The 23,901-nt window shown below is 60.4% G+C and carries 21 protein-coding genes and 1 pseudogene; 11 read left to right on the top strand and 11 right to left on the bottom strand.

What is annotated here, in order from left to right:
- Positions 1-29: 29 nt before the first annotated feature.
- The 5 genes from VL15_RS34340 to VL15_RS34315 all read left to right on the top strand — a co-directional run bounded on the left by VL15_RS34340 (position 30) and on the right by VL15_RS34315 (position 6,601).
- The gene (locus VL15_RS34340; RefSeq protein ID WP_329955981.1) at positions 30-485 is read left to right on the top strand and encodes a helix-turn-helix transcriptional regulator; all 456 of its coding nucleotides are present in this window, start codon (positions 30-32) and stop codon (positions 483-485) included.
- A gap of 1,190 nt (positions 486-1,675) precedes the next feature.
- Positions 1,676-3,664 (top strand): DDE-type integrase/transposase/recombinase, encoded by a 1,989-nt coding sequence (locus VL15_RS34330; protein WP_048251242.1) that lies wholly within the window; start codon positions 1,676-1,678, stop codon positions 3,662-3,664.
- 44 nt (positions 3,665-3,708) lie between these two features.
- On the top strand, positions 3,709-4,647 hold the full coding sequence (locus tag VL15_RS34325; protein WP_048251241.1) for a TniB family NTP-binding protein: 939 nt from the start codon (positions 3,709-3,711) through the stop codon (positions 4,645-4,647).
- Positions 4,648-5,673 (top strand): TniQ family protein, encoded by a 1,026-nt coding sequence (locus VL15_RS34320; protein ID WP_329955980.1) that lies wholly within the window; start codon positions 4,648-4,650, stop codon positions 5,671-5,673.
- Positions 5,674-5,773: 100 nt separating this feature from the next.
- Positions 5,774-6,601 (top strand): TniQ family protein, encoded by an 828-nt coding sequence (locus VL15_RS34315; RefSeq protein WP_048251239.1) that lies wholly within the window; start codon positions 5,774-5,776, stop codon positions 6,599-6,601.
- A gap of 110 nt (positions 6,602-6,711) precedes the next feature.
- Here the strand turns inward: VL15_RS34315 and VL15_RS41075 are convergent, their stop codons facing one another.
- Positions 6,712-7,479: an ATP-binding domain-containing protein gene (locus VL15_RS41075; RefSeq protein WP_080971050.1), complete on the bottom strand. Its 768-nt coding sequence runs from the start codon at positions 7,477-7,479 to the stop codon at positions 6,712-6,714.
- Between the two features lie 29 nt (positions 7,480-7,508).
- On the opposite strand from VL15_RS41075, the pseudogene VL15_RS34310 reads away from it, so the two are divergent.
- Positions 7,509-8,024, top strand: a pseudogene (locus VL15_RS34310) (SDR family NAD(P)-dependent oxidoreductase); the annotation flags it as partial.
- A gap of 440 nt (positions 8,025-8,464) precedes the next feature.
- Here VL15_RS34310 and VL15_RS34305 read toward each other — a convergent pair.
- Genes VL15_RS34305 through VL15_RS34295 form a run of 3 tightly spaced genes read right to left on the bottom strand, consistent with a single transcriptional unit; the run spans position 8,465 to position 10,343 of the window.
- Complete coding sequence (locus VL15_RS34305; RefSeq protein WP_011547007.1) at positions 8,465-9,091, bottom strand: hypothetical protein; 627 nt, start codon at positions 9,089-9,091, stop codon at positions 8,465-8,467.
- 48 nt (positions 9,092-9,139) lie between these two features.
- Positions 9,140-10,027: an ImmA/IrrE family metallo-endopeptidase gene (locus tag VL15_RS34300; protein ID WP_011547008.1), complete on the bottom strand. Its 888-nt coding sequence runs from the start codon at positions 10,025-10,027 to the stop codon at positions 9,140-9,142.
- Complete coding sequence (locus VL15_RS34295) at positions 10,020-10,343, bottom strand: helix-turn-helix domain-containing protein (protein WP_011547009.1); 324 nt, start codon at positions 10,341-10,343, stop codon at positions 10,020-10,022. Before VL15_RS34295 ends, VL15_RS34300 begins: the two co-directional genes overlap by 8 nt.
- Positions 10,344-10,556: 213 nt before the next feature.
- Between VL15_RS34295 and VL15_RS41065 the strand changes: the two genes are divergently transcribed.
- Both VL15_RS41065 and VL15_RS41060 read left to right on the top strand, forming a co-directional pair.
- On the top strand, positions 10,557-10,862 hold the full coding sequence (locus VL15_RS41065) for a DUF3892 domain-containing protein (protein WP_011547010.1): 306 nt from the start codon (positions 10,557-10,559) through the stop codon (positions 10,860-10,862).
- Positions 10,863-10,891: 29 nt separating this feature from the next.
- Entirely contained in the window at positions 10,892-11,098 is a 207-nt protein-coding gene (locus VL15_RS41060; RefSeq protein ID WP_077179465.1) for a DUF2188 domain-containing protein, read from the top strand.
- A 312-nt stretch (positions 11,099-11,410) separates the two neighbouring features.
- Here the strand turns inward: VL15_RS41060 and VL15_RS34290 are convergent, their stop codons facing one another.
- The 4 genes from VL15_RS34290 to VL15_RS34275 all read right to left on the bottom strand — a co-directional run bounded on the left by VL15_RS34290 (position 11,411) and on the right by VL15_RS34275 (position 15,075).
- The gene (locus VL15_RS34290; RefSeq protein WP_048251238.1) at positions 11,411-11,629 is read right to left on the bottom strand and encodes a hypothetical protein; all 219 of its coding nucleotides are present in this window, start codon (positions 11,627-11,629) and stop codon (positions 11,411-11,413) included.
- Between the two features lie 237 nt (positions 11,630-11,866).
- On the bottom strand, positions 11,867-12,520 hold the full coding sequence (locus VL15_RS34285) for an NADPH-dependent FMN reductase (protein WP_048251237.1): 654 nt from the start codon (positions 12,518-12,520) through the stop codon (positions 11,867-11,869).
- 319 nt (positions 12,521-12,839) lie between these two features.
- Entirely contained in the window at positions 12,840-14,336 is a 1,497-nt protein-coding gene (locus tag VL15_RS43720) for a methyl-accepting chemotaxis protein (RefSeq protein WP_048251236.1), read from the bottom strand.
- Positions 14,337-14,769: 433 nt separating this feature from the next.
- Positions 14,770-15,075 carry an NIPSNAP family protein gene (locus VL15_RS34275; protein ID WP_048251235.1) on the bottom strand — a complete coding sequence of 102 codons (306 nt, stop codon included), beginning with the start codon at positions 15,073-15,075 and terminating at the stop codon, positions 14,770-14,772.
- Between the two features lie 281 nt (positions 15,076-15,356).
- Here VL15_RS34275 and VL15_RS34270 point away from each other — a divergent pair, with 281 nt between their 5' ends.
- The 3 genes from VL15_RS34270 to VL15_RS34260 all read left to right on the top strand — a co-directional run bounded on the left by VL15_RS34270 (position 15,357) and on the right by VL15_RS34260 (position 19,326).
- Positions 15,357-16,145, top strand: coding sequence for a GNAT family N-acetyltransferase (locus tag VL15_RS34270; protein ID WP_048251234.1), 789 nt, complete (start codon positions 15,357-15,359; stop codon positions 16,143-16,145).
- A gap of 360 nt (positions 16,146-16,505) precedes the next feature.
- The gene (gene kdpB / locus VL15_RS34265) at positions 16,506-18,563 is read left to right on the top strand and encodes a potassium-transporting ATPase subunit KdpB (RefSeq protein ID WP_048251262.1); all 2,058 of its coding nucleotides are present in this window, start codon (positions 16,506-16,508) and stop codon (positions 18,561-18,563) included.
- A 64-nt stretch (positions 18,564-18,627) separates the two neighbouring features.
- Positions 18,628-19,326: a response regulator gene (locus tag VL15_RS34260; protein ID WP_048251233.1), complete on the top strand. Its 699-nt coding sequence runs from the start codon at positions 18,628-18,630 to the stop codon at positions 19,324-19,326.
- Between the two features lie 10 nt (positions 19,327-19,336).
- Here VL15_RS34260 and VL15_RS34255 read toward each other — a convergent pair whose 3' ends face one another.
- From VL15_RS34255 to VL15_RS34245, 3 genes are all read right to left on the bottom strand, one after another.
- Complete coding sequence (locus tag VL15_RS34255; protein WP_080971043.1) at positions 19,337-19,984, bottom strand: lytic transglycosylase domain-containing protein; 648 nt, start codon at positions 19,982-19,984, stop codon at positions 19,337-19,339.
- A gap of 128 nt (positions 19,985-20,112) precedes the next feature.
- A complete protein-coding gene (locus tag VL15_RS34250) occupies positions 20,113-21,471 on the bottom strand; it encodes a DUF3999 domain-containing protein (RefSeq protein ID WP_048251232.1) in 1,359 nt (452 codons plus the stop codon).
- On the bottom strand, positions 21,468-23,901 hold a 2,434-nt coding region (locus VL15_RS34245), incomplete at its 5' end, for a DUF2339 domain-containing protein (protein WP_048251231.1). The genes VL15_RS34245 and VL15_RS34250, both read right to left, overlap by 4 nt.

The following is a 23,901-nucleotide window of genomic DNA, read 5'->3' as shown; positions in this document are numbered from 1 at the left end:
GTAGTATTTGTCGTAGTGTTTGACGTCGAATGGCCGCTGAGATAACGTATTCGAAATTGTCAAAAGCGAGTTCATTTATGCTCGTTGCACGAACGCAGATATCGTTCGCTGACTACCTCACTGCAATCCGCCGTCGCAGCGGGCAGCGGCAGAAGACTGTCGCTCATCGAAGTGGCATGGACCCGTCGTACCTCGCCTCCCTTGAGACTGGTCGCCGGAACCCCCCGTCGTCGGAGGTGATGAACCGTCTGCTGGATGCTATCGGTGCGACAGCAGAGGAGCGGCGGCAATTACATCGGTTGGCGTTTGTTCATGGCCTCCAATCCTATGTGGACCATCGAGCACCACCGGATTGGCCGCAAGAGGGAAGCGAAATTCTTGCAGCAGTCCCCATGCTGTCTGCAACCCAACTCAGATGTCTTTCGTCGATATTGAAGGCCGTCGCAGATAGCGACGCCCCGGTCACCACGGAGGAGTCCATGTAAACGAGAAACGGCGAGAAAGACCCTTTCGAGTCCCCCCGCCGTGTGTACCCAGCAATGCCGCACTGAGCACGTGAGAGTTTTCAGTATGTGGCCTCGCTGGTACGCACGTCAAGGGCTCTTTTTGCTCAAAAATACGGGAGCGAAGGAAATGGAACTCCGTGCTCCCATAAATGGAGCAGAGATATGCCATTTGCAGCCAGGCGCAGGCCAGCATCGCGCGACCACGATAGTGCCGAGTGGGACGATCTCAATGCTTTGCCCGCTGACGAGAAAAACAAGCAACCAGCGCGGTCGATCATTTCCGTGGTGCCACATCGAATCGTCGGAGGGTTCGACCTACCAGGTCGGGCGCCATATGCGCTCGAGTGGGAGTCGTATCTGGAGCGAGTTTGTTACGCAACTTTGGCGATGTCACGGGACGTCGAGTGGATGGCATCCCAACCGGATGAGTTGCAGTATGTACTGGATGGGGTGCCACGCCGGTACTACCCGGATCTATTTGTACGGTGCAGCAGCGGCGAATACTACGTCGAGGTGAAGCCGCTAGCTATCCTCGTCCGAGACGACAACTTGTGCAGATACGCAGAAATAGCACGAAAGCTGCGGATCAACGGAAAAAGATTAGAATTCCTTACGGATGAACAGATTCTTTCCAAGAAAGAGCGAGTTGAGAACGTCATGCTGATGCGTCGGTACATCAGCGGTGTACTCGACGAGCAGCGCAGCGGTACCGTTCTCCAACGCCTCTCGGACGGTGCGCTATCTATCAGCGAACTGACTGAGTGTTGCGAGGTGAGCATCCGAGAGATCTACACGATGGTCGCGAGGCGATATCTGACTATCGATTGGGACCAGACAGTCACACTCCGATCCAGCGTGACGACACCCACATCCGACAACAAGGGGCTTGCGTTTGAGACGCTTATCAATTCGGGTCGGTTTTATCCTCTTTTGGCACAACTCGCTATGGGCCATCGACCGCAGGATCAACGAATGTTGGAGCTTGCGAAGATTGATGGACAACGAGGCCGTACTTCTGAAGGACCATCAATTGTTGGAGGTTTTCCGAGCGAAAAGAGCAAAAGTCGTATCTACGAACCCGACGATGTACTTCGAAACTCTAGCTCCCGACGAACTGCTCGAAACCGAACACGCTCTCCGAGCAATCTGCAGCGAAGAAGGAGAGCGTAATGAGAAATTTCATCATAGCGAAAGGACTGGTTATCAAATGGAAAGGGGCGGTATGTGAATACATCTCACGCGCTACAGGCATTTTCTACTTTAGAGACGTCCTAACGCAGGCCGTTATTCAAGTCACCGAGATTGAATTCTGGGGCGAATTTCGATCGCGAAAAATCTGCATAGTAGAGGCGACGTCGACGCCCACACATTTACTCTACGAGGAGGGAAAGTCAGATCTGGATACAAATAATGATAAAAATATCACCCAGTTAGCTGAAAGGTGGCAAGAAGATGCTGATAAAAAGGCATTTTACATGGGCGAACTGAATCGCCGAGGTATAACGTGTGGGCAGCGTACGCAAATGCGCGCGGTGCTCCGTGAAATCGCCAAAAAATTGGGAGACTTGGAAAAGCCGCCCGCTCCTTCGACGGTAGGAAAATGGATGAGCAAGTTCGAGGGTTCCGGTCGGGACATCGCGTCCGTTGTGTCAGGCTTCGCCACGAAATCTCGCCGGAAGTCGACGGGGCCTGACCATGAAGATATTATCCAAACATCAATCGACGACCATTACTTATTGCCGACGAGGCCGTCAAGGACGAGCGCGTACCGGTGGTACCGGTCGAACCTCGAGACAGAGAATCGCGAGCGATTGTCGGACTCGCTCGATCCTCTTGTACCCATCTCATACCGAACATACGTGCGCCGCATCGACGAGCGCCCAAAGTATGAAGTAGATATGGCCCGATTCGGAGCTCAGGTTGCGAAGCGGCGCTACACCATGATCGAAGGGCATCTGCCAGCGAGTCACCCGTTGGATTACGCCGAGTCCGACCATACGCCGCTCAACCTGTTTGTTATCGATGACGAGTCATATCTACCACTAGGTAAACCGTGGCTATCGGCAATGAAAGATCGGTTTTCTGGAGTGCTACTCGGCCTGTATCTAACCTTTTCTCCCCCCAGTCTACAAAGTACATTCGGGCTACTTCGACATTCATTGGAAGGTCACCATCTAGCGACGCTCAAGTGGCCGGATATAGAGAATCCTTGGTTGTCGTCCGGACTCGCTGCGACATATGTTTCCGACCGCGGATCGGACTATCGCTCACTTCGATACCGGATGGCCATACGAAGCCTTGGTGCTGAATACCAGTATTGCGAAGTCAGAACCCCATGGCACAAAGCATCAATCGAAAGATTCTTTGGAACTGTCGAAACAACATTTCTTGAGAGTCTGCCAGGAAAAACGTTCCGTTGTCTTGCGAACCGTATGGATTACGATTCGTCTGGAACCGCGGTGATACGATTTTCAGTTCTTGTATATCTGCTTCACAAGTGGGCTGCAGATTTCCACAACGTATTCCCCAACAGTAGATCCGGTGCTCGTCCTATTGATCTATGGAACGAGGGGATTATTACTGCACCTCCCAGTTTACCAGCTAATCTAGATCAACTGGAAGTAGTCCTCGGCAACGTGGCTTCCAGTCACCTCTCGAACGTCGGTCTGCGATATGAAAATATGACGTATTCGGATAGCTATTTGCGCGATTTGATGAAGGATCTCGGTCCAGGTGCGGTCGTTACATTTTCAGTTCCGGCGAACGATATGGGGGTTGCATACGTGCTGGATCCTCGGAATAACAAGAATATCCCGATTCCAAATACGCGGCCGGACTATGCGAACGGACTTTCACTATTTCAGCATAGATGGATGAAAAAAATTTGCCGAGAAAAATATAAAAAATCATCGATAGACGGGCTGGTTTCAGTAAAGGCGGAAATCCACGCGAGAGTTAGAGATGAGTTGGCAGCGAAGAATACAAGATCAAAGACGACGCTGGCTCGCCTTGCAGGTATCAACTCTCAGGCTACTTTGAGTGGCGAGGGTAGAACAATTCTCGATCCATTAGCACCTTCCAGAGCTCGATCCGATTCGACGACCGAAGTTGTTAGTTCAATTTCCGATATTCGACGGCCGCGTTGGGATATTATCTGATGATCGCGGTGCGGGCCTAATGTCAGCATGCGGAGGATTGCTCAATGGACGTCATCGAGCGCGAACGAACTTTATTCGAACCGCCTTTCGTTTTTAATAAGGAAGTGAAGAAGTCGCCACATGAAGTGCGTATGGAGGCGTTGGCCGGAAGTCCATTTGAACGTGCAAAGTACGTAGAGGCGATGCTGATTAGAACTGCGGAGTTCGAGCAGGCTGAAGCGACCATTGAATCTTTAATGCAGCGCTCAGAGGCACTATCCTGTCCCGGGGGGCTATGCATAATCGGTGATGGAGGGACGGGAAAGAGTTTCATTAGTGAATATTTTATTAAGCGTTATCCAATCGAAGAGACGGCGTTGCGTACTTTTTGCCCCGTCCTGGCGATGGAGTTTTTTGCCACGCCGACTCCGCGTCAGCTGGTCGCTGATTTGCTGACGGCACTCGGGTATCGATCTGTTCGCGATGACATACCGCTAAAAAAACTGACTCCGATATTACTTAAAGCATTAATCGAGTGCTCTGTTAAGATAATCATGATCGATGAGGCTCATCATTTTATTCCTTCGTCTGGATCTCGAAGGAATAAAGAGCGGCTGGGTGGTGAATTGGGTGATGTCGCCAAAAATCTTTATGATAAATGTAAATTGCCGTTCGTTTGGAGCGGTAGACCAAGCTTGGGAGATTTGTTTGATGCAGATAAGCAATTTAAAAGTCGATGGCCGGGAACCATCCGACTCACAGAGTACAAATATGACGACACGTGGAAAGTTCTACTTGATGTGATCGACGAGGCGCTGCCGATGGAGCAGAAGTCCGGCCTCGGGGAAGCCGCGCGAGCCGGCTGTATTCATCAGATTACACATGGAAATTTTAGAATTTTAAAGTCCTATTTGAGCGAATGCGTGCGCTTAGCTTGCGCAGATGGTAGACAGTTAATTACGTCTGATAACTTTGAAAGAGCAAGATACGTAATGTCACTTTGAATGCATCGTGAGGTAACCGTGATGCTAGGTCCCACACCATTTTTCTCTGTCACCCCATATTGTGACGAATCTGTTGGCGGATATATGTTGCGCATTTCCGAGGTGAACTTGGGGTGGTCAGCGCAGCATCTTCTTCAAGTGGTGTTTGGTAGCAAATCCAGATTCACTTTCGAAAAGGCAGGCGACCTTGCAGATTTCTGTCGATCTGATCCAGCTTCTGTTTGCGGACTTTCCGGGTACTGGCGATTACGTGATGGTATAGATGAAAACATGATAGGCGAATGGTGGATACCTAGAAGACCGCATGTGGTGCGTTCGTGTTCGGCACTTTGCCCGGTTTGCCTTGATGAAGCTCCGTACTCGAAAGCGATATGGGACGTTGCGTTGGTCTGTTGTTGCCCATGCCATAGGACCATGCTCGTCGATAGATGTCCGCGATGTGGGTTGCTGGTTAGTATTCGACGAAACAAAGTGTGTCAGTGTCGATGTGGTCACGACTATCGATCCATAAAGCCGGTACTCGTATCTTGCGGTGCGATCGAGATTGCGTGCGATATTCAGAATGATATTTGGAGGGGCGCTGGATCGAATTTATTGTCGGAAATCGATGTGGTGAACAGAATTTCTGCCCAAACCAATTTGTTGTCTACTTTACGATACTTCTGGTTCTTCGGTGCAACCTTCCCTACGCTCGTTGCAGGTGTTCCAACGCGCGGCCAAAGCACGATGAGTAAAATTCGAGCGATTTCCGTCTGTGACGAAGCGGTGCAAATTATGCGCGATTGGCCGGGGTCATTCTTTTGTCGATTAGATCGATTGCATCGAACGCGTAGTCGTCGAGATGCCGAAATGGTCGATAGAGTGCTTAGGGCAGTGTGGGCACAAATTGTCACACTAACAAGTCGTAGCGACGTAATTGATATGCGAGGTGCTTTTGTAAATTATGTGCGTTCGTATGTAACTCAAAAAGCGAGAAATAATTCTCTGAAAATTTGCCTAAATCAAAAGGAGTTGCCATTTGACTAATCGAATTTATAAGCTGCGTCATCAAACTTTCGCATTATGGGGTAGAAACGTAAAGATTGACGTCTATCCAGCCCCCCGGTTGATAGGATCCCCTTCTATCATGCCAGATGAAGCGTTAAGCGGGTGGGTTCACCGCGTATGCATGCATCATGGGATCAAGCCGGGCAGTTTGATCCGTAGGTGGGGAATCGAAGCTCCCGCGTCAGCTCTTGATTTCTATCCGATCGGCCGGCCTATTCTACTGAGGATCGCCTCGACTACGATGTGCAATATGGAGGACCTCGATGAGGCGACGTACCTCGATCACACCATTCTAGGGAACACGAGATTTTCTTGCTTGATTAACGATTTTTATGAATCTCGCCCAATATATAGATATTGTCCGGCTTGTTTGAAGGGGGATGAAATATCTCACTTCAGAATCTCGTGGAGGTTCGCGTATAGCTTTGTATGCGAAATCCATCGTTGCCCATTATTCGACGCTTGTGTGCATTGCGGGAGGAGGGTCGATTTAACTTGGAAATTCCCATGCAGGCCAGGTCAAGTGGCGACATGGGAGACTTCATTTTGCTACCATTGTGCGACGCCCTTGCATACGGCGCCGTCTAGTCCTATTTGCGATGAGATCGCAAATCAGATGATCGTATTCCAGCGATGGTTTCATGAGAGGGTTCGAAGGGGAGGAGTATCGGATCTCGGAATACCAGAGTTAGCGCCGATGTTCGTTGGGCGTTACCTCAGAAGTATCCCATCCGAACGTTCGTCGATTGTGCATTACGTTGGACTCGATATGGATAAGTTGTTCGGTCGCGATTGGCGAGATCTTGCACAGCAGATCCCATGCATGTATAGCTCCGGACGTGTGGTGCCAGAGGAAGTAAGCGGCTCGGCGCGGCCAGTCCCCGATTCACGCGCGCGTGGAGCATGATGTGAGAGGTTGGAGAATTCCGTGTGGATCACGTTAGATCGTGCCCACGATCGCTGATCATGGGCACGATCTAACCAGATTTACCTGGCAATTAGATGTATAAGGCTGGACTAGGCCAAACAGACAGCGTCAGATCGTCTGACCCAGTTCGGCGATGAACGGCCGTTCGCTCTCACGATATAAACTGGAGGCAATCTGGATTCTCCGTGCCCCATCCTGAGCACGAGATTGCATCGATCGCCTCCCCGGAAGTCGGCTTTATGCGGCGCAGGCATAACGGTCGAGGCCCCCTTGAGCAGGACCGCGTATAGGTCCCTTCTTGTGTGAGGCACTTGACCAGCGGCTAACAGGGCAACGCAACGATCGGCGAAGGCGACTGGCACCGCGAGTGCAGCCAAATGCCGGGCGCGCGTCAGGCCAACGTAGAGGACGCGCTTGGCCTCTGAATCGGTGCGGGCCTCCCACGATTCAAACAGGGCCTCCCCTCGATTTTCAGGGGCACGATTGGGTGGAATCACGACACACACGGCGCCATATTCACGACCTTTCGCCTCGTGAATCTTGGCGCATCTAAGACCGAGATCGAGCGCGATTTGAAGATGGTCAGACCATCGTGCATTGGTCGGTCGCCGAAAGAAATTCCGTACGGTCACGCCGGCCGGCAGCGGCAGGTTCAGCCGTTCTGTCTCCGCGTGAACACGGGCAATCCAGGCCAGCCGATCAGCATCGGCATTTCCACACGCTTTGGGAAGACTCATAAGGAAACCCAGCGCGCATCTTCGATGTGCGCGTCGATCCATTCCAATACGCTGGACTGTTCGCACCGGATGCTCGTTCGGCTGACGTAGACCCATGAGGTCCAGCAGCAACGTCTCCATCGCCTGAACCACCGCCTCCCTCGATCGCAGCCATTGATGAATTCGGGTGCCTCGATATCTTGGTGAACAATTCCGGAGTCTATGCGTTTGGCCCCATAGAAGAGGTGTCGGAAGCGGAGTTCCACCGTCAGTTCAATACCAATGTGCTTGGACTTTTATTGGTAACGAAGGCTGCAGTGAAGCATCTCGCCGAGGGCGCGAGCATCATCAACATTGGGTCGGCCGCGTCCCACGTCCCGCGAGCGGGGAGCGTGGTTTACACAGGCACCAAGGCCGCAGTTGATGCGATTACCGGTGTTCTGGCTCACGAGCTGGGTTCGCGAAAAATTCGCGTGAACTCGATCAACCCGGGCTATGTGGTGACTGAGGGGACACGCAGCGCCGGCTTTCCCGGTTCGGATGCCGAGGCCGACATGATTGCCAGAACGGTCCTCGGGCGTGCGGGGCAGCCCGACGACGTCGCAGACATTGCTGTCTTCCTTGCTTCCGATCAGGCTCGTTGGATGACGGGGGAAATGCTTCTGGCAACCGGCGGCATGCATTGACGGCCGTGCACGCAGATGGCAGACGGTAAAAGTGCCCAGTGAACGGGGCCACTCCGGTGTTTTCTCTCCCCGGTCCGAAAGTGAGGGCTTCCGGCGCATCGCCGACCATGACCTCGGCAGCGAGGGCTGAATATCTCGATTGACGGAAATTCCTCGATCAGGCGGAGAATGACCGGGACGGACATATGGACTCCGGTACCGGCCTCGACCTGCAGGGTGTTGTCCCGAACGACACACCGCCCCCCGCTGTAAACTTCGATTGGCCACCCCACGATCTCGCGTCCCTCATACGGCGTATCCGCACTCAAGCCGGTTACCCTGTCCGACTTCGGAAAGGTTTGACGTATCGGCATACTTGAGAAGATTGTGATGAACACTGTCACGCCTGCCCTTCGAGTACATCGCTCGTAAATTAGTGGGCTCGTCTGAACTGGGCAGTTTCAAGCACCGACGAGTTTCTTGACATGAAACATCACCTTCGCTGCGACTTCAAATAGATCGTGTGCAGTAATCCGATTCTCTTCTGATATCTGGAATATCTTGTCGTGCTTGCCAATACCCTTCTGGCCCGGATCGGGATAGCGGCCCGCCCAATATACGAAGTGTGTGAGAAGTTCAAGTGTTGCTAGTTCTTTGGGGGAGAGGTCATCGATAAAATTCGCGAGACGATGAAGTTCGTGATGCTTGTGGTCACGCTCAGCTTCAGAGTACGCGGCAACTCCTGCGCGGAGGATGATCATCGCTTTCAGGCAGACTTCCAAGCTATAACCAACTAACATGAGGGCGACTGCGCAGTACTGAGAATCGCAAATTCCCCGCAGTTCGGTCGGCATGTTGTCGAAATTCGGTTGCTGTTTTACGAGCGTTACCGCTGCCTGAGCCATCGCCTCGGCTTGAGTCAGCCACAAAATCGGACTCTTTAGATCGTCGCTGCTGGGAGCATTGGTCGGATCGACGTCAGCACCATGGGCTGCGGCCAGCATCGCCCAACGGCTCCATCCGGAGAGGCTGTACCCGGCTGGGTCCTGGATGAACATCTCTCGATTCGGCAACATTGGATCGAACATTCCGGTTTCCTTTGTAATTTGTGGCGATACGGTAGAACACGCACTAAGCTATTGGCGCGTCCAGTTCAATCCTTTCGCTCGTTCAGTCAGAAAGTCGGCCGCGTCAGAGGGCGCATCCTCGGCATGTTCGATATGTCCAGGCGACACAAATCGAACCAAGAAGATGGCGAGGTCGAACTGGTCGGAGACGATCAGAGACTCTTCTGCTTCGAACGATGGGTGCCACACGCCTGCGGGCACCGTAACGATCCGGTCTCTCGCGGCATTTGCTTCTGCCAAGCGCTCGACTGACGCGGAGGGTACGGGTGCTCCTGGAGGCATGTAGCAGCCCAACTTCGATGCGCGGGCACTGGGGTAGCTCCAGCATATGAAATCATCCCGCGCAACCACGAGCATGGCTGCTTCGTCCGTGATGTCCAGCCACTTCAATGTGGTGGCGGTGAACGATGTGTCGTACCGAGAAGCGCAGTGGCCGAGCAGATCAACCGTAATCGGCTGTCCGGAAATTTGTTGCCGAAAATCGTCCGCTGGCATGAGCAGGAACGACGCAAATTTGTTGGCTTCCGATTCCTGCTTTTTCGACTCCCCTTCGTTGTAGCCCATCGTTTCGAGTTGGCCACACGTAAAGGTATCGCGCATCGCTCGATGCAAAAAGTAGTGGCCCAGTTCGTGCCCCAGCGTGAAATTGATACGTCCGGGGATGGTTACCGCCGCGTCATATGAGATGCACCAGTCGCCCTTGCTTTTTCTCTTTGAGAGCATGCCGTCGATGCCGGCAACACCGTGAGGCTTGATGACGCCAACCGGGTCCGAAAATTTGGCCTTGGTTACCTCAAGCGCGAGCACCTGTACGTCGACCGGGAAAGATTGACCACTTTGCGTCCACAATTTCGACAACTGGATACCCCACGCGGCTGGCGTCGTCGGCTCACTCATCGTCGTCTATCGCCTTGAGAAATTTTTCCAACTGGGCACGTTTAGTCGCATCAAGGCGACCGATACGCCTGAAAAAAGCCTCGTCTACATCCGATTGCGATGCTTCCTGCTTCTCATCGTCCAGCAAGAATTCCACTGTCACGCCCAACACCGCCGCAATCTTAGAGATCTTGTCTGCAGACGGGCGCACTACGGGGCGATTTTCTAACTCCCAAATGTAGCTCTTACTTGACTCTGTCTTCTCGGCAAGCGCATCCAGTGTCAATTTCAAACGTTTGCGCTCGGCTCGAATCTTTTCGCCCAAGGGGGTTGCCACTTCACTCTCCTGTATAGATCGCACGCTCGCTGGCGGCCGATGATGGGAACGCGTCACGCGAATGGGTAGGGGCCCCCCATTCTTGACTACCCGATGTTCAGAGTAGGCGCACTTTTCATGCTTGACAAGTGAATTCGAGGCGCCTATATTTTTTGTGCGCCTACTCCGAACATTTTGTTGGCGCGTTCCTCAATTTTTGAAGAGGTGCCAACCATGGCAAGGACTTTGAAGTGCGTAGCGAAACGGATGGGCGGCGGTGCAGGCCACGAACACATCACGCATCTGTGGTGGCAAGTGTGGGACGGCGATCGAGCTGTCGGTGAAAGCGGGGTTTTCACTCGCGATCAAATGGTCTCGTACATCGAGCGTCAGGGGAACAATTCCGTCTGGTGCCCGGATCGCAACCCTCAACGACAAGGAGCATGGGTACACGTCAACAACAACGGGAGGACCAAGTATGTGCAAACGGTCGCCGATGGGCGCTGGACCGACAACTTGCTTGCGCTTCCTGACCGGTAAGCAACTTCAATCAGCTACGGAGTAGACCAATGACCAACAAGATCTTTGTTGAGCGTCGCCTCGATGAAGGCGATTACGCAGTTCGTCGTCCGAATTCGCAACGGGCAAGTGCAACTGCCACGACGCAACGCGAAGCGATTGAACGTGCACGCGAACTCAACCCGAGCGGCCCTGTGCTGGTGGAGCGGGTGCGTACTACGAGTGCCGGGAAGCCGGACAAGTGGCGGAAGCCTTGACGCATTTGATGATGGTTCCGGTCAATGCTAGTCCCGCCGACTAGAGTTGTGAGCGGAGGTGGCGTGGGAGGCCACTTCCGCTATAGTGCTCGGCCTATCTTGACGAAAATCGATCGATAGACCGCCCCATCTTGGGAAGAATCAAGCCTATTAGCGAGTGCTCGTATTTCTTGTCAATTCAGCGGCTTTTGCTCACCTTGTATGGCAAAATGAAGCGAGCAATCATGGCAAAGTTTTTTGCAAGCCATTGATTTTATTCATGTACACCGCTCAACTTTATTGACAAACGATAGCACGCCGGCCAGGCGCGCGTCACACGTGCGTGTCGACCCAGAGGCGGCCCCAGCGGGACGCGTAGGCGAGCGCGTGTTCCTCTTCGAAGAAGAAATCGATGGCGTCGAACGACACGGAGCGCGGCGACGGCCCGCCACCCGCCCGCTCGATCGTCAGGTTGGCGGCGAACAGCCCGTTCGGCAACCGGGCGGCAGCGGGGGCGACTTCATAGCCCTTGTAGCGGATCGTACGGTTCATGGCGTGTGCGGAGAAAGTTCGGACTTTCAGCGTACGAAAACCCGCCGGCCGCGTGAACCAATCTTTCGGGCAATGCAAATCACGCAGCAGGCTGAATCGTTATCGGGGCGGTACGCAGGGAAAGGACCACGGCGGCGAAGCGGCGGCACGCACGGCACATCGCCGCGCGTCCGAAGACGCACCGCCCGCGTGCGGCGAATCGGGTCGGCCGGACGCGGGCGGCGGAATGCGGGGGGATTACGGGTGGTTGGCGATCTTCAGCACGGGTGCGAGCGCGTCGACCGAAGCCGCATGCGTGGCCGCGCGATGCGACGCGAACGCGAGCGCGAACTCGGCCGCTTGCGCGCCGACCGTCTCGAGTTGCGCGGTGACCTTCGGATCCGAGCAGCTGTCGGCGCTTTCGAAGCGCGTTTCGAGCGTGTTCACGGTCGCGCCGAACGGTGTCGGCCAGCCGCGCAGCGCATGGACGATCGAACGCAGCGACGTCAGCACCGTGCCGGCCGCCTGCCAGCCGTAGGCGGTGACGATCAGGCCGACCGCGCGGCCGTCGAGATAGGGGCGATCGTCCGCGCGCAGTTCCTCGAGCGTATCGAGCGCGTTCTTCACGAGACCGGAGACGCCGCCGTGATAACCGGGCGTTGCGATGATGATCGCGTCGGCCTGGCGCACGGCGTCGATCAGTTCGCGCTGCGCGTCGGTCAGCGTTTTGTGTTCGGGGGCGTAGTGCGGCAGCGTATGCAGGAACGGGCCGTCGAACAGGCGCGTGCGAGCGCCGGCGGCTTGCGCGCCGCGCAGTGCGAACGACAGCGCGCGTTCGGTGGACGACGCGGCCCGGGTGGTACCGCCGATGCCGACGACGAACGGGCGGCGGTGTTGATCGAATGCAGTCAAGGGGCGCTCCTCGGGGATGGCTTGCCCGGCTAAGCACAGGCTTAAAACCAGATGGTAACGACCCCGTTGCCACTCTGAAAACGACTTTTCGTTCTATCGATATGCCGTGCAGCGGGGGCAATCGTGTGCGTGGCCGCGCAGATCAATAGCAGAAATGCTTGGTTGGGACGGTACGCCGCGCTCGATAAGATGGGCCCGTCTCCTCCATGATGTCTCTACTGACATGGGTTGGCCCCGCCGGGCGGATGCTGGCGGGGCTTTTTTTTGTTCATCGCGGGAAAGCCGTGTTGCGCGTGTTGGCGCACGCAACATGCCGAGCCTAGAGCTTGAAAACGTTGACCGCTGTGTGCAGCTTCCTCGCTTGATCGTCCAGCGACTGCGCCGCTGCGGCAGCCTGTTCCACCAGAGCCGCATTCTGCTGGGTGACTTCGTCCATCTGCGTGACTGCCTGCCCAACCTGATCGATTCCCTTGCTTTGCTCATCGGAGGCTGCGGCAATTTCTCCCATGATGTCCGTCACCCGTTTGATGCTGGTCACGACCTCCTCCATCGTGTTGCCCGCTTGGTCGACCAGCTTTGTGCCTGTTTCGACCTTGCGCACCGAATTTTCGATCAGCGTCTTGATTTCCTTGGCCGCTGCCGCCGAGCGTTGCGCGAGCGTGCGCACCTCGGTGGCTACCACCGCGAAACCCCGGCCATGTTCGCCTGCGCGGGCGGCCTCCACCGCGGCATTGAGCGCGAGAATATTGGTCTGAAAAGCGATCCCGTCGATCACGCCGATGATGTCGACGATCTTCGCCGAGCTGGCGTTGATTTCTCCCATGGTCGCGACCATCTCGCCCACCGCGTCGCCTCCCCTGACCGCGACGGTCGCGGATGACTGCGCCAGCCCATTGGCCTGCCGCGCATTCTCCGTGTTCTGTCGCACCGTGCCGGTCAACTCCTCCATGCTCGCAGCCGTCTCCTGAAGCGAAGCGGCCTGCTCTTCCGTGCGGCTCGACAGATCGACATTGCCTGCGGCAATCTGCTTCGAAGCCGTGCTCACCGATTCCGCGGAGTCCCGCACCGCGCCCATGACCTCGGCGATCCGGCCCATCAGGTGATTGAAAGCAGCAGCCGTCTGGCTGATTTCGTCTTTACCCTGAACGGACGCACGCCTTGTCAGGTCGAGTGATTCGCTCGCTTGCTGCAACGTCCCCTGGATGCCGCCCAGCGCGCGCTGGATCGAACGGGACAGCAGGAGAATCCATCCGACGACAATCGCCATCGCCACGACCAATACGGTCATGACCGTCCTGACCGCATTCGTGCTGACGCGGTCGGCAAGTTCCGCGGCTTGCTGGCCACGATTTCCTACTTCCGTGATGGTCGCCTCGATCGACGCACTGAGCGGCTGAAAGTCGTTGTGGTAGAGCGAACCGACCTGATCGTTGGCCGCCTTGGGATCACGGGCAGCCAGTTCGATCAGCTGTCGTGATTTCTGGTCGTACGCATTCCATTGGGCGCGCAGCGTCTTGAGCCTTGCTTGTTGATCCACGGAATCGAACAGCGGGCCAACGATCTCGGCCCATTTGCCAATGTTTCGTTCTGCTTCGGAAAAGATCTTCTTGGTATCGTCCGACGCCGGGTCAAGCTCGACCGTGGATAGCGCGCTTGCCTTGATTTCCGTTATGCCGCGCACCTGCGTCTCCCGGCGATGCGAGGCCGCCTCCGCATCGCTCACGGAACCGAATCCGAACGACGTCACAGCGATACCGCCCCCGATGGCCATCAGCGTGACGAGCATCAAAATCTGAAGTTTTAACTTGATGGTCATAGCAGGTCGTAGCGAGACTCCAAAGATTTTCGGCAGAGAAACCGACTCTGTACATGAATCGGTTAACGGTGCGCGTCATTGGTTACTAGAGTCCGGTCTACTACCGATATTCAGCGTTAACGCATAGGGATTTGTCAGGCTAATTCGCTTTGGGTGTGCCCTCCATTTCCTCAGAGGGAATCGGGAGATGCGGTGTTGACGTGACGTGTGGCGACGAATGAAAACGACGTTCGGCGTGCAACGCCGCCATCGTGATGGTGAACGTCCGTGTTTGCCGATGACGCAACGTGTGGTAGCGACGAGTTGAGTCCGCAGGGACGCGCAGGTGACCGCAACTTGCGGAACGTCGACGGTCAGCCTCGCGTTCCCCCGGAAATCCGCGATGTACTTTTATTTTGTTCCGATGGGGAGCAGGGGCGCGATGCTCGGGCCGTTACTCGAACACCGGCCGGAAGAAGCTGCGCTCGTAGCTGACGATGCAGCGCGTTTCCTCTGCGTAGCGGAATGCGGCTTGGCAGGCCGGATCGTCCTTCGAGCGTTCGCGATAGCGCTCGTACTCGGCGAGGCTCGGGAACGAGAACATCGCGAGCGCGATATTGCTCGCGCCTTCGGATGGCAGGAAGTAGCCGTGATGCGTGCCGCCGAATTGCTCGACGAGCGGAATCCACATCTTGCCGTAGGTTTCGAACTGGTCGAGCTTGTACGGATCGACGACGTAACGAAGGAAGCAGGTGATCATGAGCGCTCTCGGTGCGGTGGGGGAGCAGCGAGTCTGGATGGCGTCGCCGCATGTGTCAACGGCGAGCGGGTCCGGCCTCGATGCACTTGCGGGATACGTTGCTTGCGCGAACAACGATCGGCGTTCTTTCGTGCGTCCACAACGATGCATGCGGAGCGGCCGTACGTACCGTTTCCACCGCTTCTTCCGCACGCATTCCCCCAAACTTTTACGACATTTTTTCTTGCGAGGGCGGTCGGCGCGCTCATAGACTTCGAGCATCCCAACCACGGAGCACTGCGATGTCGATACCCTGGAACGCGATGGCCGAACGTCTCCCCGCTGCGCCGCCTTCCGTGTGCGCCGACCGGGTGGTCGTACGGCGTTTCGATCCGGCAGTCGACAGCTATGCGCAACTCACGCCGATGCTGCATCGCGCGTTCGCGCGGCTCGGCGCGATGGGGCTCAACTGCACGTGCGTGGACCAGGACGAAGACGTCACGCACCGCCGCGCGGAAGCGGGCGAGTGTTATGTCGCCGTGTGCGGCGGGCGCGTCATCGGCACGGCCACGCTGTATGGCACCGATCCGTCTTCGGCCTGCTCGCTGTACCGCCGGGAAGGCGTCGCGAGCGTGCGCCAGGTGGCCGTGGATCCCGATTGCCAGAGCCGCGGGATCGGCGCGCTGCTGCTGTCGTTCGCCGAGCAGTGGGCCGCGTTGCGCGGCTATACGCTGCTCGCGCTGGATACGCCGCATCCCGCTTCGCATCTGCTGGCGTTTTACGGTGCGCAGGGTTTCGATGTCGTCGACGTGATGCGCTTCGCCGGCAAGCGCTACGACAGCGCGATCCTTTGCAAGCGGCCTGTCGCACATGTCGTGCGCCGCATGTCGCCGGCGTCGCGGCTGGCTGCGCGCATGGCGGCCGTGCGGCGCCTGGCGTTTGCACTGCCGTCGCGCATTGCCACGGTGGCCCGGCGCGACCTGCGCGTGCGCCGTGGCGCCGGATTGGCCGCGCGCCGCGCGGCCGGTGCCGCGAGCTGCCGTTCGTCGCCGTGGCGGCCGCGCCAGCATGGGCGCCACACGTTCGGCTGAGCGCCGCGCCCTGACTCGCTTTCCTGCTTTGACCGCGTAACGTCGCGTGAGCGGAGTGTGGCGCTTCCGCTCGTGTACGGCCCATGAGACACCCTCGCCGCATCGCGGCGAAACCGACGTTTACGCGCTTTTTATGCTCCGACGCGATCCTTTGCCGCGATCTTCACGCGAACCTTCATAAGATGGTTGCGTGGAAACGGAAGCCGCACGCGCGAAAGCGTGAAGGCAGCCGGCTCGTCTGACCGACGCCGGGTGCCGCCGCGCCGCTGCGCCGGCAAAAGGAAAACCGCCATGTCTCTCGCACCCGTGACCGGCCAGCGCCCGGAGCATTCCGGCCATGCGCGCACGGCCGTGCGTTCGATGTTCGATCCGGCGCTCGTGCGCCCGGCGATCGTGGACTCGTTCAAGAAACTCACACCGCGCACGCAGTTCCGCAACCCGGTGATGTTCTGCGTGTATGTCGGCAGCATCCTCACCACGCTGCTGTGGATCGCCGCGCTGTTCGGCCAGGCCGAGGCGCCCGCCGGTTTCATCGTCGCGATCGCACTGTGGCTGTGGTTCACCGTGCTGTTCGCGAACTTCGCCGAAGCGCTTGCCGAAGGGCGCTCGAAGGCGCAGGCCGCGTCGCTGCGCAGCGCGAAACACAACGTGGTCGCGAAAAAGCTCGCGGCGCCGCATGCGCAGGCCGCCGTCGAGGTGATGGCATCGACCGACCTGCGCAAGGGCGACGTCGTGCTCATCGAAGCCGGCGACACGATTCCGGCCGACGGCGATGTGATCGAAGGCGTCGCGTCGGTCGACGAATCGGCGATCACCGGCGAATCCGCGCCGGTGATCCGCGAATCGGGCGGCGACTTCTCGTCGGTGACGGGCGGCACGCGCGTGTTGTCCGACTGGATCGTCGTGCGGGTCGCCGTCAATCCGGGCGAGGCGTTCCTCGACCGGATGATCGCGATGGTCGAAGGCGCGAAGCGCAAGAAGACGCCGAACGAAATCGCGCTGACGATCCTGCTCGTCGCGCTGACGATCGTGATGCTGCTCGCGACCGCGACGCTGCTGCCGTTCTCGACGTTCGCGGTCGAAGCGATGAAGGCCGGCCACGTGGTGACGATCACCGCGCTCGTCGCGCTGCTCGTGTGCCTGATCCCGACGACGATCGGCGGCTTGCTGTCCGCGATCGGCGTGGCCGGGATGAGCCGGATGATGCAGGCGAACGTGATCGCGACGTCGGGCCGCGCGGTGGAAGCGGCCGGCGACGTCGACGTGCTGCTGCTCGACAAGACCGGCACGATCACGCTCGGCAACCGCCAGGCGTCGGCGTTCGTGCCCGCGCCGTTCGTGACCGAGGAAGCGCTGGCCGACGCCGCGCAACTGTCGTCGCTCGCCGACGAAACGCCGGAGGGCCGCAGCATCGTGGTGCTCGCGAAACAGCGCTTCAATCTGCGCGAGCGCGACATGCAGGCGCTGCATGCCGTCTTTCTGTCGTTCAGCGCGCAGACGCGGATGAGCGGTGTCGATCTGCCCGGCCGCGAGATCCGCAAGGGCGCGGCCGACGCAATCGTGCACTACGTCGAGTCTCACGGCGGCCGCGTCACGCGCGAGATCGAAGCGGTCGTGACCGACATCGCGCGTCGCGGCAGCACACCGCTGGCGGTCGCGGAGCGACGCGACAGCGTCGCGCGCGTGCTCGGCGTGATCGAGCTGAAGGACATCGTGAAGGGCGGCATCAAGGAGCGCTTCGCGGAGCTGCGCAAGATGGGCATCAAGACCGTGATGGTGACGGGCGACAACCGGCTGACGGCGGCGGCGATCGCGGCGGAAGCGGGCGTCGACGATTTCCTCGCGGAGGCAACGCCGGAAACCAAGCTCGCGACGATCCGCGAACACCAGGCGGCCGGCCGGCTCGTCGCGATGACGGGCGACGGCACGAACGACGCGCCGGCGCTCGCGCAGGCCGACGTCGCGGTGGCGATGAACACGGGCACGCAGGCGGCGAAGGAAGCGGGCAACATGGTCGACCTCGATTCGAATCCGACGAAGCTGATCGAGATTGTCGAGATCGGCAAGCAGATGCTGATGACGCGCGGCTCGTTGACGACGTTCTCGATTGCCAACGACGTCGCGAAGTACTTCGCGATCATTCCGGCCGCGTTCGCGACGACCTACCCGCAACTGCGTGTGCTCGACATCATGCACCTAACGTCGCCGGCGTCGGCGATCCTGTCGGCGGTGATCTTCAACGCGCTGATCATCGTCGCGCTGATTCCGCTTGCGCTGAAGGGCGTGCGCTATCGCCCGCTCGGCGCCGCGTCGCTGCTGCGCCGCAACCTGCTGGTCTACGGCCTCGGCGGCGTGCTGCTGCCGTTCCCGTTCATCAAGCTGATCGACATGGTGCTGGTTGCATGCGGATGGGCCTGAACGTGGACGCGCACAATGCCGGCCGCGACAGTCCGCATGACACTCCGGACGGAGGCGCTGCCGCATGAGCGAACCGACCGTCGTCATCGTGATCGTCGACGAAGACAGGTTCATCCGGCATTTCGTCCGTGTCGCGCTGAAGGCCGAACACATGCACGTCTGCGAGGCCGGGACCGGCGCGGCGGGCGTGGCGGCCGTCACCGCACGCCGTCCGGACCTGATCGTCGCGGACACGAATCTGCCCGATCTCGGCGGCACCGAACTGATTCGTGCGCTGCGTGCGTGCTCGGCCGCGCCGCTGATCGTGCTGTCGGCGCTGAACGCGGAAAGCGACAAGGTCGCCGCGCTCGATGCGGGCGCGGACGACTACCTGACCAAGCCGTTCGGCGCGGCCGAGCTGATCGCGCGGATTCGGGCGCACCTGCGGCGGCAGGCGAGCGGCGGCCGCATCGATGCGATGCGCGTGCGCTTCGGCGACGTGACCGTCGATCTCGGCGAGCGCCAGGTGCTGCGCGGCGGTGCGCGCGTGCATCTGAGTCCGATCGAATACCGGTTGCTGGCCGTACTCGCGCATCATGCGGGACGGCAGCTCACGCACGACCGCCTGCTGAGCGAGGTGTGGGGCGTGGCGCACGGCAAGGATGCGCATGACCTGCGCGTGTATGTCGGCCACCTGCGGCGCAAGCTGGAGTGCGATCCGCGGCGGCCCGAGTACATCGTGACGGAGACGGGTGTCGGCTATCGTCTCGCGGGCGCCGCGTAGCTCGGTATGCTCAAGGGTTCGCGGCCGTCCGCAGTTCGTCGGCCGCCGCGCCGGTCGAACGGTGCAGCTGCGCATCGAATTGCTGCACGCGCAACGCGACGCGCTGCGCATAGCGCTTCGTGCCGCCGTTGTAGCGCACGAGCGCGGTTTCGACGTCGCCGTCCGCATTGTCGAGATAGCCGCGAAAGATGGCTGCGCCGATCCGCACGTTGGTCGCCGGGTCGGACAGGTCCCTGACATGCGCGACGAGGTCGCGATGAGCGGTGGGCAGTACCTGCATCAGCCCGCGTGCGCCGACGACGCTGACCGCATGGCGATCGAAGCCCGATTCGACCGCGATGATCGCGAGCAGCAGCGCCGGTGCGAGCCCGTAACGATCCGATTCGGTCTGCACCGCTCGGGCGATCGTGCGCGCTTCGGCATACGCGATGTGAAAGCGATTGCGTAGCGTCGTGACGATCGTGTCGAGGGTCGGGGGCAGCGATGTATCGGGCGCGCTCGCGGCGGTGACCGGCGCCGCCGGCGTGTCGTCGGCCTGCGCGGGGAGCGTGGCCGACAGCGACAGCGCGATCGGGAGGAGCAGCAGAAGCCGCTTGAGCGGTAGCGCCGGGCGTGTACGCGGCGCCGGCTGGTCATGCGATGAATAGGTTTCCTGCATGTCGTCGCATCGTGGTTCCGATGCAACGACTGTACGCAGTTATGCGTTGCGGCCGTCGAAAGAAACAGGCGCGCCGGATAAACGGCGCGTAAAGACGTCCGACCCGCGAACGGGGTGGCCGCGCGGCATCATTCGTCGCGGTCGCGCGGCTCGCCGCCGCCTTTCGCGAGACGCCATGCAATCGTGCCGAGCACGCCGACCGCGACGATCAGGGCGCCCCACAGCACGTAGCGGCGCGTCGCGTCCGTATCGGCGGCGGGCGCCGGCGCGACCGCCGCTACCGGCAGCGCCGCGCCGACGCGTGCGGGCCGCACTTCGGGTGCCATGCCGACCAGCAACGCATCGCGGCTCACGGCCGACGACACGAGCGACGCGTCGCCGACGCCGAGCGTAAACGGCGGCGCGCCGCGCGCGACGAAGGTCAGCGCGGCCGGATGCCAGCCGATTGCGACGGCCGGCTGGCCGCCGCCGAACCCGCCGTTGCGCATGTCGACGACGATCCGCCACGCGCGATCCGTGTCCGCCGCGAACTCGAGCGGCGCGTTGCGCTGCTCACCGCCCTTGCCCTGCAGCCGGAACAGCACGGCACTCGCGACGTCGCGCCACGGTGCCTGCGCGTCGGCGCGGCTCTGCAGCGTCGCGCGCGCGACGGTGTTCGGCTGCGGCAGGTCGATCCGCACGCGATCGACCGGATACGCGCCGTCGGTGTCGAACAGATACTCGCCGGGCGCGCCGCCGGCCCGGACGCGTGCGGCGTCGCGCCATTGGCGCGGTACGGAGGCGGTGTCCGTTCCGCGCGCGTCGCGCGGATGCGTCTCGACGTCGATCGACGCGATCGCGGGCGCGCCGTCGAGCCAGTCCAGCCGCAGGTAGCGCGGCGTCGCGCCTTCGAGCGCGATACGTTCCTGCACCAGCATGTCGTCGCCGTGGCCGACCTTCAGCAACTGCGTGCTGCCGAGCGATCGCCAACTGCGCAGGTCGTTGCTCGCGTCGACGGTGACGCGCCCCTGGTAGCTGTCGTCTCCCACGTGCACGAGCAGCGCATCGAGGCTGCCGTCCGCACGCGACAGGTCGACGAGATCCGCGCCGCGTTTTGCGGGCGGCGGCGTGGCGACGGCGGCGCGCAGCGAGCCGTCCGGGCCGACCGTCACCCCGAGCGTTGCGTTGCCGTTGTCGGTGCGCACCGGCGGCAGCGGGAACCAGTGCACCGGCGCGCGCGACCGCGGCACGGCGGGCGTGGCCGCAGCCGGTGCGTCGAGCGAATACGGCACCGGCTCGTCCGCGCCGTTGAAGATGCGCACGTCGCCGAGATCGTCGCGCCGGCTGGTCGCATACACGGGCTGCGGCACGGTGAGCTGGTAGTACGCGGCGCTGCCGTCGAGGTCGAGCGAGAAGCGCTGCGCGACGCGCTCGGCGTCCGGTGCACCGTCGGCCGCGGCGAACGACGCGAGCAGGCTCAATCCGAGCAGGGCGGCGAGTCGCTTCATTGCCGGTCGTCCCGTTGGGCAGCGGCCTTCGGCGGCAGCGGCGAGAAATAGCCGATCAACAGCAGCAGCACGCCGATGCCGATGAACGACACGATGCGTTCGATGCCGGTCACGTGCGACAGGTCGAACAGGAACAGCTTGACGACCGTGAGCGCAAGCAGCGCGGCGCCGACGAACCACAGCGGACGCAACCCGCGGCGCGTGGCCCATATCGTCGTCGCGAGCGCGCAGACCGTCCAGTACACGGATACCGAAGCCTGCACGAGCGTCGATTCCGCCATCGCGCCGAATTCGTACGGCACGCCGGTCCAGTGATGCAGCGTGCGCAGCAGGATCGCATTCAGCCACAGGAACACGGTCGCGCCGGCCGCGCTCAGCAGTTCGACGCGATAGGCGTCGAACGCCCAGCCGAGCTTGCGCGCACGGACGAACCACGATGCGGCGAGCGCGTAGACCACCGCAAGCACGAGATCGAGCGGGTTGAAGAGCGGCACGCGCGCCCAGCTTCCGCCGTCCTGCGTGAAGTTCGCGTAGAAGGTCCACACCCACATCACGACGATGAGCGGCAGCGACGCGAGCGCGCACACGCGAGCGATGCCGTCGCGGCGCGTCAGCCACATCCCGGCGAATGCGAACACGCTCCAGCCGACCATGAACACCTGCTGGATGCCGAACGACGACAGCACGGTGTCGATGTCGTAGGCCAGGTGGAAGCGGTGATGCAGCGTGCGCAGCATCAGCGCGTTGAACCACAGGAACACGGTCGCGATCGCCGCATAGTCGACGACGCGCGGATGCCACGCGATGCCGAGCGTCTTCAGGCGGCGCAGCCACGCGGCGAATGCGACGAACACGAGGAACTGCGCGATGTCGAGCGGATTGAGCAGCGGCAGCCAGAAGAGCGGCGAAGCGTCGCCGTCGCTGATGATGCTCGCGATGCTCCACAGCCACAGCAGCGCGGCGAGCGGCGCCGCGCCCCACACCTGGTACGCGCGAGGGAACGCAGCGACGGGCCAGCGCAGGCGCGAGCCGGGGCCCGACACCAGCAGGAGCAGCGCGCCGAAGCCGTAGGCCCACGCGCTCCAGCTCCACGCGCCTTCGGGCACGAATGCGCGCAGGCGCCAGAAACCTTCGAGCGACAGCAGCACGCACAGGGTCCAGAACATCAGCGTATGCAGCGGCGCGATCACGCCGGCGGCGATGGATTGCACGACGCCGGGCACCGCCCCCTTCGCGGTATCGGCGCCGTCCGTGCCGCGCGACTGGCGCCACAGCAGCGCAAGGCCCGCGCCGACGGCGACGGGCCACGCGAACGCGCCCAGGCCCGACAGCGGCGCTTCATGCGCATCGAACACACGCAACGCGAGCAGCGCCAGCACCGGTGTCAGCGCGAGCGCCGGCCATTCGGCGAGCGGCCATGCCAGCCGGCGGCGTGCGACGTACGCGAGCCATGCGGTGCCGGCCGCGAACAGCGCGGTCGTATCGACGACGAAACGGTCGGCATGCAGGTCGACGTGATGGCTCGCGTAGACGAGGATCTCGTGCAGCCCGCCGCTGACCCACCACAGCAGCCCCCACGCCGCGGCCGCGGCGCCGATCTCGGGCATCCACGCGTGCCATGCGCGCGCTTCGCCGCGCCCGTGCAGCCACCAGCCGGTGAACAGGCCGGCGAGCGCGATCAGCAGCATCGCGATATACGGGCTGTTGAGCACCGGCAACGCGTTGGCGTCGGTGGGCCCGAGCAGGCTCGTGAAGAACGCGCCGGCCGCGGCGACCTGCATCAGCAGGCCGAAGCAGAACGGCAGCAGGCGTTTCTGGCGCACGCCGAGCCAGACCACGGCCGCGCCTTCGATCGCCCATGCGGCGCTGGTCGTCGGGCCCGAGAACGCGAGCGGCACGGCCAGCGTCGCGAAGATCACCGCGAGCGCGAGCATCGCTTCGAACAGCAGCGCAAGGCGGTCGCGGCGCCGTGCGAGCCACGCGGCGACCACGACGTAGAACGCCGACAGCGCGACGGCGCTCCACGCGAGCCCGAACGGCATGTCCTTCACGAGCGACGCCTGCAGCGCGGTCGCGACGATCGGCGTGCCGAACACGAGCGTGCCGTCCACGTAATGCCGCAGTGCCAGCTCGCGTTTCACCGCATACAGCAGCGCGATGCCGACATACATCAGGAAGAACAGGATGAGGAACGGCTCGGTGCTCGCGAACAGCGCGGGGCGATAAGCCGTCACGCCCCACGCCGAGCCGATCGTGAATGTGAACACGAAGCCGAGCAGGTTCAGCGGACGCCACGCCTTGAACCACGCGATCGCGAAGATGCCCGCGTTCAGCAGCGCGTAGTAGCTGAACAGCGCGACGTGGTTGCCCTGGCCGGTCGACAGCAGCACCGGCGCGAGAAAGCCGCCCGCGCTGCCCATGAACGCGAGC

Origin of the sequence: Burkholderia cepacia (assembly GCF_001039005.1) — a bacterium.
Lineage (GTDB): Bacteria > Pseudomonadota > Gammaproteobacteria > Burkholderiales > Burkholderiaceae > Burkholderia > Burkholderia theae.
The sequence above is the reverse complement of the archived record's forward strand: the minus strand, read 5'-3'. Positions and strand labels throughout refer to the sequence as shown.

Bases quoted from the DNA above. Each gene is read 5' to 3' on its own strand.
- VL15_RS34315 (WP_048251239.1), top strand. From the start codon at position 5,774: ATGCCAGATGAAGCGTTAAGCGGGTGGGTTCACCGCGTATGCATGCAT.
- VL15_RS34270 (WP_048251234.1), top strand. From the start codon at position 15,357: ATGTCGATACCCTGGAACGCGATGGCCGAACGTCTCCCCGCTGCGCCG.
- VL15_RS34255 (WP_080971043.1), bottom strand. From the start codon at position 19,984: ATGCAGGAAACCTATTCATCGCATGACCAGCCGGCGCCGCGTACACGC.
- VL15_RS34320 (WP_329955980.1), top strand. From the start codon at position 4,648: ATGCATCGTGAGGTAACCGTGATGCTAGGTCCCACACCATTTTTCTCT.
- VL15_RS34275 (WP_048251235.1), bottom strand. From the start codon at position 15,075: ATGATCACCTGCTTCCTTCGTTACGTCGTCGATCCGTACAAGCTCGAC.
- kdpB (WP_048251262.1), top strand. From the start codon at position 16,506: ATGTTCGATCCGGCGCTCGTGCGCCCGGCGATCGTGGACTCGTTCAAG.
- VL15_RS41065 (WP_011547010.1), top strand. From the start codon at position 10,557: ATGGCAAGGACTTTGAAGTGCGTAGCGAAACGGATGGGCGGCGGTGCA.
- VL15_RS43720 (WP_048251236.1), bottom strand. From the start codon at position 14,336: ATGACCATCAAGTTAAAACTTCAGATTTTGATGCTCGTCACGCTGATG.
- VL15_RS34340 (WP_329955981.1), top strand. From the start codon at position 30: ATGGCCGCTGAGATAACGTATTCGAAATTGTCAAAAGCGAGTTCATTT.
- VL15_RS41060 (WP_077179465.1), top strand. From the start codon at position 10,892: ATGACCAACAAGATCTTTGTTGAGCGTCGCCTCGATGAAGGCGATTAC.
- VL15_RS34260 (WP_048251233.1), top strand. From the start codon at position 18,628: ATGAGCGAACCGACCGTCGTCATCGTGATCGTCGACGAAGACAGGTTC.
- VL15_RS34290 (WP_048251238.1), bottom strand. From the start codon at position 11,629: ATGAACCGTACGATCCGCTACAAGGGCTATGAAGTCGCCCCCGCTGCC.
- VL15_RS34305 (WP_011547007.1), bottom strand. From the start codon at position 9,091: ATGTTCGATCCAATGTTGCCGAATCGAGAGATGTTCATCCAGGACCCA.
- VL15_RS34325 (WP_048251241.1), top strand. From the start codon at position 3,709: ATGGACGTCATCGAGCGCGAACGAACTTTATTCGAACCGCCTTTCGTT.
- VL15_RS34300 (WP_011547008.1), bottom strand. From the start codon at position 10,027: ATGAGTGAGCCGACGACGCCAGCCGCGTGGGGTATCCAGTTGTCGAAA.
- VL15_RS41075 (WP_080971050.1), bottom strand. From the start codon at position 7,479: ATGGAGACGTTGCTGCTGGACCTCATGGGTCTACGTCAGCCGAACGAG.
- VL15_RS34250 (WP_048251232.1), bottom strand. From the start codon at position 21,471: ATGAAGCGACTCGCCGCCCTGCTCGGATTGAGCCTGCTCGCGTCGTTC.
- VL15_RS34330 (WP_048251242.1), top strand. From the start codon at position 1,676: ATGAGAAATTTCATCATAGCGAAAGGACTGGTTATCAAATGGAAAGGG.